The sequence below is a fragment of the Pseudomonas sp. SF2 genome, from assembly GCF_036858055.1.
In the GTDB taxonomy this organism is placed as follows: domain Bacteria; phylum Pseudomonadota; class Gammaproteobacteria; order Pseudomonadales; family Pseudomonadaceae; genus Aquipseudomonas.
The window spans coordinates 64,805-80,100 of sequence record NZ_JAMBDI010000048.1; the positions used below are offsets into that span (position 1 = coordinate 64,805).

At 63.5% G+C, this 15,296-nt stretch carries 13 protein-coding genes and 1 riboswitch; of the genes, 6 read left to right on the top strand and 7 right to left on the bottom strand.

The window, feature by feature from the left end:
• Nucleotides 1-21: 21 nt before the first annotated feature.
• Nucleotides 22-1,428, bottom strand: coding sequence for an adenosylmethionine--8-amino-7-oxononanoate transaminase (locus M2S36_RS22400; protein WP_333957868.1), 1,407 nt, complete (start codon nt 1,426-1,428; stop codon nt 22-24).
• A gap of 264 nt (nt 1,429-1,692) precedes the next feature.
• On the opposite strand from M2S36_RS22400, the gene M2S36_RS22405 reads away from it, so the two are divergent.
• The 3 genes from M2S36_RS22405 to M2S36_RS22415 all read left to right on the top strand — a co-directional run bounded on the left by M2S36_RS22405 (nt 1,693) and on the right by M2S36_RS22415 (nt 4,996).
• Entirely contained in the window at nt 1,693-3,558 is a 1,866-nt protein-coding gene (locus M2S36_RS22405) for a flavin monoamine oxidase family protein (RefSeq protein ID WP_233694669.1), read from the top strand.
• A 273-nt stretch (nt 3,559-3,831) separates the two neighbouring features.
• On the top strand, nt 3,832-4,383 hold the full coding sequence (locus tag M2S36_RS22410; RefSeq protein ID WP_207828532.1) for a cytochrome b: 552 nt from the start codon (nt 3,832-3,834) through the stop codon (nt 4,381-4,383).
• A gap of 34 nt (nt 4,384-4,417) precedes the next feature.
• On the top strand, nt 4,418-4,996 hold the full coding sequence (locus M2S36_RS22415) for a YceI family protein (RefSeq protein WP_233687320.1): 579 nt from the start codon (nt 4,418-4,420) through the stop codon (nt 4,994-4,996).
• 158 nt (nt 4,997-5,154) lie between these two features.
• Here the strand turns inward: M2S36_RS22415 and M2S36_RS22420 are convergent, their stop codons facing one another.
• The 5 genes from M2S36_RS22420 to ahcY all read right to left on the bottom strand — a co-directional run bounded on the left by M2S36_RS22420 (nt 5,155) and on the right by ahcY (nt 11,785).
• On the bottom strand, nt 5,155-7,038 hold the full coding sequence (locus M2S36_RS22420; RefSeq protein ID WP_207828545.1) for a DEAD/DEAH box helicase: 1,884 nt from the start codon (nt 7,036-7,038) through the stop codon (nt 5,155-5,157).
• A gap of 219 nt (nt 7,039-7,257) precedes the next feature.
• Entirely contained in the window at nt 7,258-8,046 is a 789-nt protein-coding gene (locus M2S36_RS22425) for a substrate-binding periplasmic protein (RefSeq protein WP_333957869.1), read from the bottom strand.
• A gap of 165 nt (nt 8,047-8,211) precedes the next feature.
• Nucleotides 8,212-9,288 (bottom strand): hypothetical protein, encoded by a 1,077-nt coding sequence (locus M2S36_RS22430; protein WP_207828551.1) that lies wholly within the window; start codon nt 9,286-9,288, stop codon nt 8,212-8,214.
• Nucleotides 9,289-9,380: 92 nt separating this feature from the next.
• On the bottom strand, nt 9,381-10,226 hold the full coding sequence (gene metF, locus M2S36_RS22435) for a methylenetetrahydrofolate reductase [NAD(P)H] (RefSeq protein WP_085621759.1): 846 nt from the start codon (nt 10,224-10,226) through the stop codon (nt 9,381-9,383).
• A 149-nt stretch (nt 10,227-10,375) separates the two neighbouring features.
• The gene (gene ahcY, locus M2S36_RS22440) at nt 10,376-11,785 is read right to left on the bottom strand and encodes an adenosylhomocysteinase (RefSeq protein ID WP_207828553.1); all 1,410 of its coding nucleotides are present in this window, start codon (nt 11,783-11,785) and stop codon (nt 10,376-10,378) included.
• Between the two features lie 20 nt (nt 11,786-11,805).
• Nucleotides 11,806-11,902, bottom strand: a riboswitch (S-adenosyl-L-homocysteine riboswitch).
• Nucleotides 11,903-12,080: 178 nt separating this feature from the next.
• Between ahcY and M2S36_RS22445 the strand changes: the two genes are divergently transcribed.
• Nucleotides 12,081-12,482 (top strand): acyl-CoA thioesterase, encoded by a 402-nt coding sequence (locus M2S36_RS22445; RefSeq protein ID WP_003257757.1) that lies wholly within the window; start codon nt 12,081-12,083, stop codon nt 12,480-12,482.
• 52 nt (nt 12,483-12,534) lie between these two features.
• Here M2S36_RS22445 and M2S36_RS22450 read toward each other — a convergent pair whose 3' ends face one another.
• Complete coding sequence (locus M2S36_RS22450) at nt 12,535-13,770, bottom strand: cation:proton antiporter (RefSeq protein WP_207828556.1); 1,236 nt, start codon at nt 13,768-13,770, stop codon at nt 12,535-12,537.
• A 190-nt stretch (nt 13,771-13,960) separates the two neighbouring features.
• Here M2S36_RS22450 and M2S36_RS22455 point away from each other — a divergent pair, with 190 nt between their 5' ends.
• Complete coding sequence (locus tag M2S36_RS22455; protein ID WP_063911985.1) at nt 13,961-14,794, top strand: EamA family transporter; 834 nt, start codon at nt 13,961-13,963, stop codon at nt 14,792-14,794.
• 30 nt (nt 14,795-14,824) lie between these two features.
• Nucleotides 14,825-15,211, top strand: a complete 387-nt coding sequence (locus tag M2S36_RS22460; RefSeq protein WP_207828557.1) for an MAPEG family protein — start codon at nt 14,825-14,827, stop codon at nt 15,209-15,211.
• The last annotated feature ends 85 nt before the right edge of the window (nt 15,212-15,296 follow it).

Here is a 15,296-nt window from a genome sequence, read left to right on the forward strand (position 1 = left end):
TTAGGCGGCAGGCTGTAGGACCTAGCCCGGGTCGCGGAAGTCGGGGTGGAAGTTGGCCGGTACGGCCACGCTGACGCTATCGCGGGTGGCAATGTCGATGCCTTCGCCGGCCACTTCTGCCAGGAAGTCGATCTGCTCCGGCGTAATCACATACGGCGGCAGGAAGTACACCACGCTGCCCAGCGGGCGCAGCAGGGCGCCACGCGTCAGGGCATGCTCGAACACCTTCAGGCCACGCCGTTCCTGCCACGGGTAGGCGACCTTGCCGGCCTTGTCCTGGACCATCTCGATCGCCAGGGCCATGCCGGTCTGGCGAATCTCGGCCACATGCGCGTGGTCGGCCAGGTGCGCGGTGGCGCTGGCCATGTGTGTGGCCAGGGCCTTGTTGGCCTCGATCACGTTGTCTTGCTCGAAGATGTCCAGGGTCGCCAGCGCCGCGGCGCAGGCCAGCGGGTTGCCGGTGTAGCTGTGCGAGTGGAGGAACGCGCGCAGGGTCGGGTAGTCGTCGTAGAACGCCTGGTACACCTTGTCGGTGGTCAGGCAGGCGGCCAGCGGCAGATAGCCGCCGGTCAGGGCCTTGGACAGGCACAGGAAGTCCGGGCGGATGCCGGCCTGTTCGCAGGCGAACATCGTGCCGGTGCGGCCAAAGCCCACGGCGATCTCGTCGTGGATCAGGTGCACGTCGTAGCGGTCACAGGCCTCGCGCAGCAGCTTGAGGTACACCGGGTGGTACATGCGCATGCCGCCGGCACCCTGGATCAGCGGCTCGACGATCACCGCGCTGATCGAGGCGTGGTGCTCGGCCAGGGTCTGCTCCATGGCCTGGAACATGTTGCGCGAGTGCTCCTCCCAGCTCATGCCCTCGGGGCGCAGGTAGCAATCGGGGCTGGGCACCTTCAGGGTGTCGAGCAGCAGCGCCTTGTAGGTTTCGGTGAACAGCGGCACATCGCCGACCGACATGGCGGCGATGGTTTCGCCGTGGTAGCTGTTGGTCAGGGTGACGAAGCGCTTCTTGCCCGGTTTGCCGACGTTCTGCCAGTAGTGGAAGCTCATCTTCAGCGCCACTTCGATGCAGGACGAACCGTTGTCGGCATAGAACACCCGGTCGAGGCCGGCCGGGGTCATGGCCACCAGGCGTTCGGACAGCTCGATCACCGGCTGGTGGCTGAAGCCGGCCAGGATCACGTGCTCCAGCTGGTCGACCTGGTCCTTGATGCGCTGGTTGATACGCGGGTTGGCGTGGCCAAACACGTTGACCCACCAGCTGCTCACCGCATCCAGGTAACGCTTGCCTTCGAAGTCTTCCAGCCACACGCCTTCGCCGCGCCTGATCGGGATCAGCGGCAGCTGCTCGTGGTCTTTCATCTGGGTGCAGGGGTGCCACAGGACCTTGAGGTCGCGTTGCATCCACTGATCATTGAGGCCCATGGGCACTTCTCCTGGCTTCGCGGCTTGGTTCGACCGCGTAAGCCTAAGCAATGCCGCAGGGCAGGACAACCGCTGCTGTTCATCGGCTTGCCAGCTTCGCTTGCCACCGTGTGGCAGGGCCGCAGGCAAAAATGTCAGTTGCCAAAAGGACTTGATGTCACTGCGCTGGCAGGGCCGGCGGACCTGACGTATTCTTAACGCATCTCTCCCGGGGCATTCCTGCCTCTCCCCGTTTCTGTAACCCCTGACTCGGAGTTCGCCGACATGGCTGCTGCTTGGGTGCGCCTGTGCGCGTTGGTATTGATTGGTGTGTCCAGCGGCGCTGCGCTGGCAAAGGACAAGACGCCCTCGGCGATCGTCGTGGGTGGCGGCCTGGCGGGCCTGACGGCCGCCTACGAGCTGCAGAACAAAGGCTGGCAGGTGACGCTGCTGGAAGCCAAACCGGGCATGGGCGGGCGCTCGGGCCTGGCCACCAGCGAGTGGATCGGCAACGCCAAGGCGCAGCCGGTGCTCAACCAGTACCTCGACCGTTTCAAACTTGAAACACTGCCGGCACCGGAGTTCGTGCGTACCCCCGGTTACCTGATCGACGGCGAGTATTTCAGCGCCACCGACCTGGCCACCAAGCAGCCAGCCACCGCCGAGGCGCTCAAGCGTTACGAAAAAACCCTCGACGACCTGGCCCGTTCGATCGACGACCCGCTGAACCCGCAGGCCAACAGCACGCTGTTCGCCCTCGACCAGATCAACGTCTCCACCTGGCTGGACAAGCTGCAACTGCCGACCACTGCCCGTCAGCTGGTCAACCAGCAGATCCGTACCCGCTACGATGAGCCATCACGCCTGTCGCTGCTGTACTTCGCCCAGCAGAACCGCGTGTATCGCGGTGTCAGCGACCGTGACCTGCGTGCCGCACGCCTGCCCGGCGGCAGCCCGGTGCTGGCCCAGGCCTTCGTCAAGCAACTGAAGACCATCAAGACCAGTTCGCCGGTGACCTCCATCGTCCAGGACAAGGACGGTGTCACGGTCAAGGTCGGCAGCGTCGGTTACCAGGCGGATTACCTGGTCATGGCCGTGCCCCTGCGCGCCCTGGCCAAGATCCAGATGACCCCGGGCCTGGACAGCCAGCACCTGGCGGCGTTGAAGGGCACCAACTATGGCTGGCGCGACCAGCTGATGCTCAAGTTCAAGAAGCCGGTGTGGGAAAGCCGCGCGCGCATGTCGGGCGAAATCTTCAGTAACGCTGGTTTGGGCATGCTGTGGATCGAGCCTGCGCTCAAGGGTGGCGCCAACGTGGTGATCAACCTGTCCGGTGACAACGCCCGTCTGCTGCAGGCCTTTGGCGACAAGCAGATGGTCGACCAGGTGCTGATCCGCCTGCATGCGTTCTACCCACAGGCCCGTGGTTCGTTTACCGGCTACGAGGTCAAGCGCTACAGCACCGACGCCGGTACCGGCGGCGCCTACCTGGCCTATGGCCCGGGGCAGATCAGCAAGTACTGGCGCCTGTGGGAGCGCCCGGTGCAGCGCATCACCTTTGCCGGTGAGCATACCGACGCCCTCTACCCAGGTACCCTGGAAGGCGCCCTGCGCAGTGGCCAGCGCGCGGCCAGCCAGGTGCAGGACCTGCTGGCCGGCAAGTCGTTCGACCCGGCCAAGGCGGCACCGGTGGCGGCGGCGGCAGCGGCAGGCGCCGTAGCGGCCAAGGAGAGCAAGGGCGGGTTCTTCTCCAACCTGTTCGGTGGCTCGTCCGACAAGCGCGACAAGGCAGACAAGGCCCCGGCCAACGCTGAGCCGAAGGCGGTCGATGAGGCCAAGCAGGACAAACCAGGCTTCTTCAAGCGCCTGTTTGGCGGGGCGGACAAGCCTGAGGTGAAGGCCGAGCCGATTGCCAAGGCCGAGGAAGTGGTGCCGGCACCTGTGCCAGCGCCACAAGCCGCGCCGGCCCCGGTTACGCCAGCGCCTGTGGCCAAGGAAGCGGCGGCCAAGCCTGCTGCGACCAAGGCTGCACCTGCCAGGCATGCACCGGCGCACAAACCGGCCCACAAGCCTGCCGAGGCCAAGAAAGCGACTGCCAAGTCCGAACCGGCCAAGAAAGCTGTAGCCAATACCCAAGCCAAGGCCGGTTGATTTATTGGCAGTGCCGGCCCTTTCGCGGGTAAACCCGCTCCCACAGGGTCGGCGCAGTTTCTGATACCTGTGCCGGACCTGTGGGAGCGGGTTTACCCGCGAAAGGGCCGGCACTGGCAACCGCGAACGCTCCGTCTATCGTTAATGTTTCCTTAATGGGAAGCTTACAGAATAAATATCGGATTTCTCGATAATCCAAAGCAATTTTTTCCGCTTTTATTCGATACGTTACGCGTTAGTCTGTGCACAGCTTTCACGGGGAAACACGTCAACATGCAACTGCGCAATTCACCTTCTCGCTACGGCGTGGTCAGCATCGTCCTGCACTGGGGCGTGGCTCTGGCAGTGTTCGGCCTGTTCGGCCTGGGCCTGTGGATGGTCGGTCTCGACTACTACAGCCCTTGGCGCAAGGCCGGCCCGGACCTGCACAAGAGCATCGGCCTGGTGCTGTTGGCAGTGATGCTGCTGCGGGTGGTCTGGCGCTTCATCAGCCCGCCACCACCGGCACCGGCCAACCACGGTGCACTCACCCGCCTGGCGGCCAAGCTGGGCCACCTGGCCCTGTATCTGGGGCTGTTCGCGGTAATGATCGCCGGTTACCTGATTTCCACTGCCGACGGTGTCGGCATTCCGGTGTTCGGCCTGTTCGAAGTGCCGGCACTGGTCAGCGACCTGCCCGACCAGGCAGACCTGGCTGGCGTGATTCATCTCTGGCTGGCCTGGGGCTTGGTGATTTTTGCCGTGCTGCATGCCTTGGCAGCGCTCAAGCACCATTTCATCGATCGTGACGCGACCCTGACCCGCATGCTGGGCCGCAAAGCTTGACTCTCAACCTCAATTGCATAGGAAGGAAGTAAGGATGTTGAAAAAGACTTTTGCCGCTCTGGCGCTCGGTACCGCTCTGCTCTCCGCCGGCCAGGCCATGGCTGCCGAGTACAAGATCGACAAGGAAGGCCAGCACGCGTTCGTTGACTGGAAGATCAGCCACCTGGGCTACAGCTTCATCCACGGTACCTTCAAGGACTTCGACGGCAACTTCACCTGGGACAGCGCCAAGCCTGAAGCCAGCAAGATCAGCGTCGACCTGAAAACCGCCAGCCTGTGGTCGAACCACGCCGAGCGTGACAAGCACATTGCCAGCGCCGACTTCCTCGATGTGAAGAAGTACCCGCAAGCCAAGTTCGTCTCCACCAGCGTCAAGCCGACTGGCGACAAGACCGCTGACGTGACTGGCGACCTGACCATGCATGGTGTGACCAAGCCGGTTACCTTCAAGGCCACCTTCAACGGTGAAGGCAAGGACCCATGGGGTGGCGAGCGCGCTGGCTTCAACGCCACCACTACCCTGAACCTGAACGACTTCGGCATCAAAGGCCCGGGCGCTACTTCGCAGACCCTGGACCTGGATATCAGTGTTGAAGGTGTGAAGCAGAAGTAATTCGGCTTAGCTGAAAGACCGAGGGGGCTGCTTCGCAGCCCTTTCGCGACACAAGGCCGCTCCTACAGGTTTTGCGCAGTTTTCATTTGCAGCGCAATACCTGTAGGAGCGGCCTTGTGTCGCGAAAGGGCCGCAAAGCGGCCCCCTCATGCTTTTTGTCAGCCCTTGCGGGTCAGCAGCGCCGGGCGCTCACCGCGTGGGCGGCTTGGCAGGTCATCCAGCTGCTCCGGCGTCGGGTAACGGTCGAGCTTGGATTCCTTGCGGATGATCACCGGCTGTTTTTCCGGCTGGCGCGGGTTGCGCACGGCCGGCTCTTGCCGGGCAGCATCGTCACGGGCCGGGCGACCACGGCCGCCGCCATCACGGCGGGCACCGCCACCGTTGTTGGCACGGGCCGGGCGTTTCTCGCCACCGCCACTGCGCTGCTGGCCAGCATTGCGACCCTGGCCACCCGCGTTGTTGCGTTGGCCACTACCTTGAGCCTGACCTTGGCCGGCATTGCCACCCGGGCGGCGATTGCGGCCCTGGTTTTTGCCTTGGTACGGGCTGACATAGTCGGCACGGTTACCGAAGTTGTCGATATCGTCGTCGAGGAATTCTTCCGGATCACGGTCGGCAGGCACTTTCGGCACGCTGTTGGTGCTGGCCTGCTGTTGCTGCTGGCGCGGCTTCTTGTCACGCGGCTTGCGTTGCTGCTGTTGCCTGTCGCCGCTCTTTTCCTTGTCGGCCGGCTTGTCCGCAGCCTGTTGCTTGGCCTTGCCTTTATCCTTGCCCTTGTCCTTGCGGCCACCGTTGGCGTCTTTGCCGCCTTCGCCACGGGCCTGCTGGTTGCGGCCGCCACGGCCGTTGTTCTGCGGGCGCTCGCGTACTTCAGGCTTTTCGGCTTCTACCTGGCTGGCGTCGAAGCCCATCAGGTCGCCGTCCGGAATCTTCTGCCTGGTGACCCGCTCGATGCTCTTGAGCAGTTTTTCTTCATCCGGCGCGACCATGGAAATGGCCTCGCCCGAACGCCCGGCACGGCCGGTACGGCCGATACGGTGGACGTAGTCTTCCTCGACGTTCGGCAGCTCGAAGTTGACCACGTGCGGCAACTGGTCGATGTCCAGGCCACGGGCGGCGATGTCGGTGGCGACCAGTACGCGCACGCTGTTGGCCTTGAAGTCGGCCAAGGCCTTGGTGCGGGCATTCTGGCTCTTGTTACCGTGGATCGCGGCGGCGGTCAGGCCGTGCTTTTCCAGGTACTCGGCCAGGCGGTTGGCGCCATGCTTGGTACGGGTGAACACCAGCACCTGTTCCCAGGCACCCAGGGTGATCAGGTGTGCCAGCAGCGCGCGCTTGTGGCTGGCAGGCAGGCGGTAGACGCGCTGCTCGATACGCTCGACGGTGGTGTTCGGCGGGGTGACCTCGATACGCTCCGGGTTGTGCAGGAGCTTGTCGGCGAGGTCGGTGATGTCCTTGGAGAAGGTGGCCGAGAACAACAGGTTCTGGCGCTTGGCCGGCAGGCGGGCGAGGACCTTCTTGACGTCGTGGATGAAGCCCATGTCGAGCATGCGGTCGGCTTCGTCCAGCACCAGGATTTCAACGTGGGCCAGGTCAACCTTGCCTTGGCCGGCCAGGTCGAGCAGGCGGCCCGGGCAGGCGACCAGCACGTCCACACCCTTGGCAATGGCCTGGATCTGCGGGTTCATGCCGACGCCGCCGAAAATGCAGGCGCTGACCAGTGGCAGGTCACGGGCATAGACCTTGAAGCTGTCATGCACCTGGGCTGCCAGTTCGCGGGTCGGGGTCAGGACCAGTACGCGAGGTTGGCGCGGGCCATGACGCTGCGACTTGTCGGGGTGGCCGGCCGGGAACAGGCGCTCGAGGATCGGCAGGGCGAAACCGCCGGTTTTACCAGTACCTGTCTGTGCGGCGACCATCAGGTCGCGGCCTTGCAACACGGCGGGAATCGCCCGCTGTTGCACGGGGGTCGGCTGGGTATAGCCCGCAGCCTCGATAGCGCGGACAAGAGCCTCGGAGAGACCGAGGGAAGCAAAGGACATGGGCAATCCTGTTCTCGTGTGGGCTGGGCCCGTTTGGGATGTTCTGCCTGGCGCGACGGGCATCGGTGGGATGCGATCGCGTCCGGTCCAGCTGGGCTTTCACTGCACATCCGGGTAACGGAGGGTGGACGCGAAGGCGCGTCGATGCCGATCGGGATGCCTGTTGCGAGGCCGAGCGTCCGGGCGTGAGCCGGGCGGGAAGGCCCGAGTATAACAGAGCTAACGCGCTGTGCTGCTTTCCTGCTGCTCAACGGCGTTGAGAGTGTTTCCGATGTTGCCTATGTAGCGGTTGCTGATCTCCGCGTAGGCGGGTTCCTGCTTGAAGCGCCGCAGTTCCACGGCGAAGGCCTGGGCCAGTGCCTCCCGCCCCGGCTTGCGTGCCAGCCCCAGGTATTGCGCCTGGCGGCTGATCACCAGCGGTAGCTCCTCGACTTGCTGTTGCAGGCCCAGATGCCGCAGCAGGTAATGGCCGACCCTGCGGTCGGTGATTGCCAGGTCGATGCGGCCCAGCATCAGCTTGCCGAAGTTGGCTTCATGGGTAGGCGCGGCTTCGCGCCTGAAATGTGCGGCCTCGTTGAACGTTGCACCATAGGCGTAGCCGGGTGAGGTGCCGACGGTGAGGCCGGCAAGGTCATCCAGAGCCGTGACGGCATGGCGACGTGCGCGGGCCTGGAACAGGACGAACTCGACCTCCGACATGGGCTCGGGGGCATACACCAGGTAGGGCTGGCGCGACTCGGCCTGGAAGATATCCATGATGCCATCGGCCAGGCCCTGCTCGATCATTGCCAGGCAGCGCTTCCAGGGCAGGAACTGCCATTCCACCTCGACGCCAAGGCGTTGGAACACCTGGGTGGTGACTTCGTAGTCGATGCCGCGCGGCTGGCCGTCCTGCTGGTACACATAGGGTGCCCAGTCGTCGGTCACCAGGCGCAGGCGCTCGCCCAGAGCCAGCGGGCTCAGGCAGGCGAGCAACAGGATCCAGAACAGACGGGCGACGTGTGGCATGGCCGGAGATTACGCGCTCGGCCTGTTCAAGGCCAGTGGGGATGGTGTTCTCCTGTACCGGCCTCTTCGCGGGTAAACCCGCTCCCACAAGTACTGCGCAAGTCTGCAAGCCAGCAGAGATCCTGTGGGAGCGGGTTTACCCGCGAAGAGGCCGGTACAGGTCACTCAAGTGTGGGAAGACTTCAGCAGATGTGCCTCGATATCTTTGCGCCGCTCGCCCAGTGACAGGCGCAACCCCGGGTGGCGCAGGCACTGGCGCAGTTGCTCGGGCTCCATGTGGCCATGGCGGGCGTTGAGGTTTTCCAGGGCCTTGTCCCACCAGGCCGGCGCGCAGGCGCGGTCGAACTCGTTGGGGTAGGGGTAGCAGCCATACAGCAACTCGCGGGCGAACTGGCGTTCGTGGCTGGGCAGGGTCATGCTCAGTGCCTTGTAACCCAGCCGTTGCAGGGCCGGCGGCCGTGGCAGCTGGTCATTGACCAGGGGCACGTCGGCCAGCGCCGCCTGGCTCAGCGGGTCATGGCCGTGCTTGCGCAGCCAGGCCTGGATCTTGGCGCGGAACTGCGCCTTGCGGCTCCAGTAGTGGTGGATGACATCGGTGCATTCGGCCAGCTCCAGCCTGCGGTAGGCCGCCACCGCCAGGCAGAACTCCTCAAGGGTATAGGCTTCGCGAGCCAGGGGGTGGAACTCGTCCATCATGGCGATGGAGCGGTCCAGCGTGCCGGCGTCTTCGGCGGTAAGGCCGATCACCCCGGAGTTGACCAGTGGCATCTGGCAATCGGCCAGGCCCCGGGATTCGAGGATGGCCAGCAGGTTCTTGTACAGCAGGCACTTCTGGTTGCTGCCGTAGCGCGCGCCGATGGCATTGCACAGCAGGCGGCCTGGGGCTACCCGGGCGAACAGCTCCAGCGGCGACTTGCGGAAGAAGGTGTCGGTGTCGATCAGCACTGCCAGCGGGTGTTGCTGCAGCACCTGGCGCAACAGCACGTGCTTGCTGCGAAAGTGATAACCGTGGGGGGCGTTCCAGGCCTGGCGCGTGGCCTCGTCCAGCAGGTGTACGGTGACCGGCAGGCCGGCATAGGGCTGCGGGTTGTCGGTGTAGACCTGTATGTCCATGGCTTCGCCTGCTGCCGTGCCCAGGTGGGCGAGGGCGCTGACGATGCTGAAGCAGGCTTCCTGATGGTAGGTTGCCGGGCCAAATGCCAGGTAGACGAGCTGTGGACGCGATGGCGGGTGGGACTGCATGGCAGGCAAGACCTGTGTAACCGGAAAATGAATAAGGCTTTAGTCTATGACCAAAGCCTTAATCAGATCTTAAACAGATTTTGCAAAAAATTTCAGCGTGGCAGCTTCAGATTGTTCCAGATCGCCAGACTCGGCTCGGCCTGGTTCAAGGTGTAGAAGTGCAGGCCCGGTGCGCCGCCTTGCAGCAGCTGTTCGCACATGCGGGTGATCACTTCTTCGCCGAATGCCTGGATGCTGGCTGTGTCGTCGGCATAGGCTTCCAGCTGCTTGCGGATCCAGCGCGGGATCTCGGCGCCACAGGCATCGGAGAAGCGCGCCAGCTTGCTGTAGTTGGTGATCGGCATGATGCCAGGCACCACCGGGATGTCCACGCCCAGCTTCTGCGCGCGCTCGACGAAGTAGAAGTAGCTGTCGGCGTTGAAGAAGTACTGGGTGATGGCGCTGTCGGCACCGGCCTTGACCTTGTGCACGAAGTTGGCCAGGTCAGCCTCGAAGTTGCGGGCCTGTGGATGCATCTCCGGGTAGGCGGCCACTTCCAGGTGGAAGTGATCAGCGGTTTCCTGGCGGATGAATTCGACCAGGTCGCTGGCGTAGCGCAGTTCGCCACTGGCCATGCCCATGCCCGATGGCAGGTCGCCACGCAGGGCAACGATGCGCTTGATGCCGGCAGCCTTGTATTCGGCCAGCAGGGTGCGCAGTTCGGCCTTGGTGTCGCCGACGCACGACAGGTGCGGTGCGGCAGGTACCTTCACTTCGCTTTCCAGCTGCAGCACGGTATTCAGCGTGCGGTCGCGGGTCGAGCCACCGGCACCGTAGGTGCAGGAGAAGAAGTCCGGGTTGTAGGCGGCCAGCTGGCGGGCGACGCCCATCAGCTTTTCGTGACCGGCATCGGTCTTGGTCGGGAAGAACTCGAAACTGTAACGGCGTTCCTGGGACATCAGGCGTTCCTCTGGCAGCCAGCTGCAAGCGGCAGGCTGCAAGTAAAAGCCAGATCGGTTATGGCCGGCCTGGCTTGGGCATCGTTCAAGATCCTTTATGCTTGAGCTGCAAGCGGCAAACTTGCCGCTTGAAGCGTCAAGTTTGCCGCTTAGTAGCGGTAGGCGTGCGGTTTGAACGGGCCTTCGACGGTGACGCCGATGTACTCGGCCTGCTGCTTGGTCAGCTGGGTGACCACGCCGCCGAAGCCGCGGACCATTTCCAGGGCCACTTCTTCGTCGAGCTTCTTCGGCAGTACTTCAACGGTCAGGCGTTCGGCTTTCTTCTCGGCCGACAGGTCGGCGAACTTCTGCTCGAACAGGAAGATCTGCGCCAGTACCTGGTTGGCGAACGAACCGTCCATGATGCGGCTTGGGTGGCCAGTGGCGTTACCCAGGTTGACCAGGCGGCCTTCGGCCAGCAGGATCAGGTAGTCGTCGTTCTGCGGGTCGAAGCTGCCAGCGCCGGTGCGGTGGATCTTGTGCACCTGCGGCTTGACCTCTTCCCAGGCCCAGTTCTTGCGCATGAAGGCGGTGTCGATCTCGTTGTCGAAGTGGCCGATGTTGCACACTACGGCACGCTTCTTCAGCGCCTTGAGCATGTTGGCGTCGCACACGTTGACGTTGCCGGTGGTGGTCACGATCAGGTCGATCTTGCCCAGCAGCGCCTTGTCGATGCTGGCTTCGGTGCCGTTGTTGATACCGTCGATGAACGGCGAAACCACTTCGAAACCGTCCATGCAAGCCTGCATGGCGCAGATCGGGTCGACTTCGGTGACCTTGACGATCATGCCTTCCTGGCGCAGGGACTGGGCCGAGCCCTTGCCCACGTCACCGTAGCCGATCACCAGGGCCTGCTTGCCCGACAGCAGGTGGTCGGTACCACGTTTGATGGCGTCGTTCAGGCTGTGACGGCAGCCGTACTTGTTGTCGTTCTTGCTCTTGGTGACCGAGTCGTTGACGTTGATCGCCGGGACTTTCAGCTCGCCCTTGGCCAGCATGTCCAGCAGGCGGTGCACGCCGGTAGTGGTCTCTTCGGTGATGCCGTGCACGCGCTCCAGTACTTGCGGGTACTTCTTGTGCAGCAGTTCGGTCAGGTCGCCACCGTCGTCGAGGACCATGTTGGCGTCCCATGGCTGGCCATCCTTGAGGATGGTCTGTTCCAGGCACCACTCGTACTCTTGCTCGGTTTCACCTTTCCAGGCGAACACCGGGATACCGGCGGCGGCGATGGAGGCGGCGGCCTGGTCCTGGGTGGAGAAGATGTTGCAGGACGACCAGCGCACTTCGGCACCCAGGGCAACCAGGGTTTCGATCAGCACGGCGGTCTGGATGGTCATATGGATGCAGCCCAGGATCTTCGCACCCTTGAGCGGTTGCTCGGCCAGGTACTTGCGACGCAGGCCCATCAGTGCAGGCATTTCCGATTCGGCGATGATGGTTTCGCGACGGCCCCAGGCGGCCAGGGAGATGTCGGCGACTTTGTAATCGGTAAAACCAGCAGGCATGTTTGCAGCGCTCATGAGAGCCTCCATTCGTAGTGTGCGAATGGGCGCCGTTGTGCGTTAAGCGCCCGCGAGAGCGAGCAACGCCCCATCCGAGCCTGACAGGCCTAGCCTGCTGCAGCGCCCCTCGGACGGGTGGCGGGCATGGCGCCGCTGTGGGCGGCCATGTAAAGCGGCAGAGATTATAGCCGCGCCCGTCGGCTTGCCCAAGGTTTTCTGTCGATTAATCGCGACGATAGTCGATGTTCAATGGAGCGACAGCGGCCGCTCTGCCATCATTGCTACACGTTAGTCAGGCAGGTCAGGAGTACAGATGAACTTTCATACCCGCAAGTGGGTTAAACCCGAAGACCTCAACCCCAATGGCACCCTGTTCGGTGGCAGCCTGTTGCGCTGGATCGACGAAGAGGCGGCGATCTACGCCATCGTCCAGCTGGGCAACCAGCGTGTGGTGACCAAGTACATATCGGAAATCAACTTCGTCAGTGCCTCGCGCCAGGGCGACATCATCGAGCTGGGCATCACCGCCACCGAGTTCGGCCGCACCTCGATCACCCTCAAGTGCGAAGTGCGCAACAAGATCACCCGCAAGGCCATCCTCACGGTCGACAAGATGGTCTTCGTCAACCTTGGCGAGGACGGGCTGCCGGCGGCGCATGGGCGGACCGAGATCAAGTACATCCAGGACCAGTTCCCGGATTCCGCGGTGGAATAAGTTCAGCATTTGGCGCTTCGCGGGCAAGCCCGCGAAGAGGCCGGAAACTATCTCAAGGCTGAGCGCTGACCTTGCGCACCACCCGGCCGATACTCAACCCCTGCACCAGGATCGACGACAGCACCACGATGTAGGTGATCGACAGCAGCAGGTCACGTTCCTCGCCCTGTGGCAGTGACAGTGCCAGGGCTACCGACACCCCACCGCGCAGGCCACCCCAGGTCAGCACCCGCACCGTGCCCTTGGGCACCGGGCGCCAGCGCCGCAGCAGCACGATCGCCGGGGCCACGGTCAGCAGCCGCGACAGCAGCACCGCCAGCGCCAGCACGCCACCGGCTGCCAGGTGCATCCAGTTGAATGGCAGCAGCAACAGTTCCAGGCCGATCAACGCGAACAGCAGGGCGTTGAGCATGTCGTCGATCAGCTCCCAGAAACCGTCCATGTAGCGACGGGTCATGTCGTTCATCGCCAGGTTGCGCCCCAGGTTGCCGATGATCAGCCCGGCCACCACCATGGCGATCGGCGCCGAAACGTGCAGCTCGTAGCACATCGCCGAGCCGCCGATGACCAGCGCCAGGGTCAGCATCACTTCCACCTGATATTGCTCGACGCTCTTGATCATGCGGTAGGTGGCGTAGCCGATCAGGCCGCCGAACACCACGCCGCCGATGGCCTCGCGGGCGAACAGGATCGCGGTGTCGGTCATGCTCGGCGTCTCGCCCAGCTGGATGATGCCCAGCAGCACGGTGAACACCACTACCGCAGTGCCATCGTTGAACAGCGACTCGCCGACGATGGTTGTTTTAAGCGGTTTCGAGGCATTGGCGGTACGTAGTGCACCAAGCACGGCAATCGGGTCGGTGGGCGAGATCAGCGCACCGAACAACAGGCAGTAGATCAGCGGCACCTGCCAGCCGAACAGGGCGAACACCCAATGCGACAGGTAGCCGATGACCACGGTGGCAATCAATACGCCGACGGTGGCCAGCAGGCCGATGGGCCAGCGGTAGCTGCGCAGGTCGGAGAGGTTGACGTGCAAGGCCCCGGCGAACAGCAGGAACGCCAGCATCCAGTGCATCAGCAGGTCGTTGAAGTCGATCTGGTTCATCAGCCCTTCGACGCGTGCTTCCAGGCCAGGGAAGCCGATCAGGCTCAGGCCTTGCAGCATCAGGGAGAACAGCAGGGCCGTGACCATTACGCCGATGGCGGGGGGCAGGCCGATGAAACGGTAATTTACATAGGTGAGGAGGGTAGTGAGGCAGATAAACGCAGCAACGAGTTCAAGCATCCCGAATCCTGTAACAGTGGCTTCCAAGTCGTAACCCGAACGGCTCGGGCAGTTCTTTGATGACCTGGCGCGGGGTTCGGGACACAAGGTTTGACCAGATTCGTTCCAATCGTTCCCGTACAAGGGGCCGCACAGCGGCCCCCGAACGCTATATATTCACAGCCATGAAAAGCCACAAGGATAAGAAGGCGTGCTGGCAACTTCCCTGGTACTGATCGCCGCCCTGCTGCACGCGACCTGGAATACCCTGATCAAATTCAGCGGCGAGCGCCTGCTGGTGATCGCCAGCATGGATACGGTGGCGTTGGCCTTCGCGGTGCTGGCGGTGCCCTTCGTCGAGGTGCCGCCGGCCAACATCTGGCCCTGGCTGCTGGCTTCGGCGCTGGCCGAGCAGCTGTACCGCTTCCTGCTTATCCAGGCCTACCGCGTGGGCGACCTGGGGCTGGTCTATCCTCTGATGCGCGGGCTGTCGCCGCTGGTGGTGCTGGGACTGACCCTGGCCTTTGCCGGCGAGTCGCTGAGCCAGCAGCAGATCATCGGCATCCTGCTGATCCCTTGTGGCATGGCTTGCCTGTTGTGGCAGGGCGGTGGCGGTGACCGGCTGCCTTGGTCGATGCTGCCGGTGGTGGCCCTGATAGGCCTGTGCATTGGTTGCTACACCTGGTTCGACGGCCAGGCCGTGCGCTTGTGGGGCAAGCCCTGGGATTACCTGGTGTGGCTGACCTTGCTCAGTGCCTGGCCCTTCCCGCTGCTGGCCAGCGTGGCACGACGTGCGCCGTTCGTGCTGTTCTGGCGCCTGCAGTGGCGTCTGGGGCTGGCGGTGGGGTTGTGCGTATTGCTCAGCTACGCGCTGGTGCTGTGGGCCATGCACCTGGGGTCGGTGGCCGAGGCGGCGGCACTGCGCGAGTTGAGCGTGATCCTGGTGGTGCTGTTGGGCATGCGCTACCTGAAAGAACCTTTTGGCGGGCCGAGACTCCTAGCTTGCGGGCTGGTGTTGGCCGGCATGCTGGTAATGAAGCTTTGACCCGAAAAGACTGAACAAGGAGTCCTGTCCATGACCGTTGCCCTGTGGTGCATCCTGATTGCGCTGGTCTTGCCGCCACTGTGTGGTTTGATCGCCAAAGTCAGCAGTGGCCGCTTCCGCCTGCGCGACAACCACGACCCGCGTGCGTTCCTGGATACCCTGTCCGGGCTACCGCGGCGCGCGCATGCTGCCCAGCAGAACGGTTTCGAGGCCTTTCCGGCATTTGCCGCGGCGGTGCTGGTGGCGGATATCGTCGGCAATGCCGAGCAGGTGACCCAGGATGTGCTGGGGGTGATGTACATCACCAGTCGGCTGCTTTACATCATCTGTTACCTGGCCGACTGGGCTGCCTTGCGATCGCTGGTGTGGTTTGCCGGGATGGCGATGATCGTGGCGTTCTTCGTGGTTTCGATCTGAGACCGCGTCGCCTTCTTCGCGGGTAAACCCGCTCCCACAGGATCATCACAGCTCTCGAGAGCGGTGATGTCCCTGTGGGAGCGGG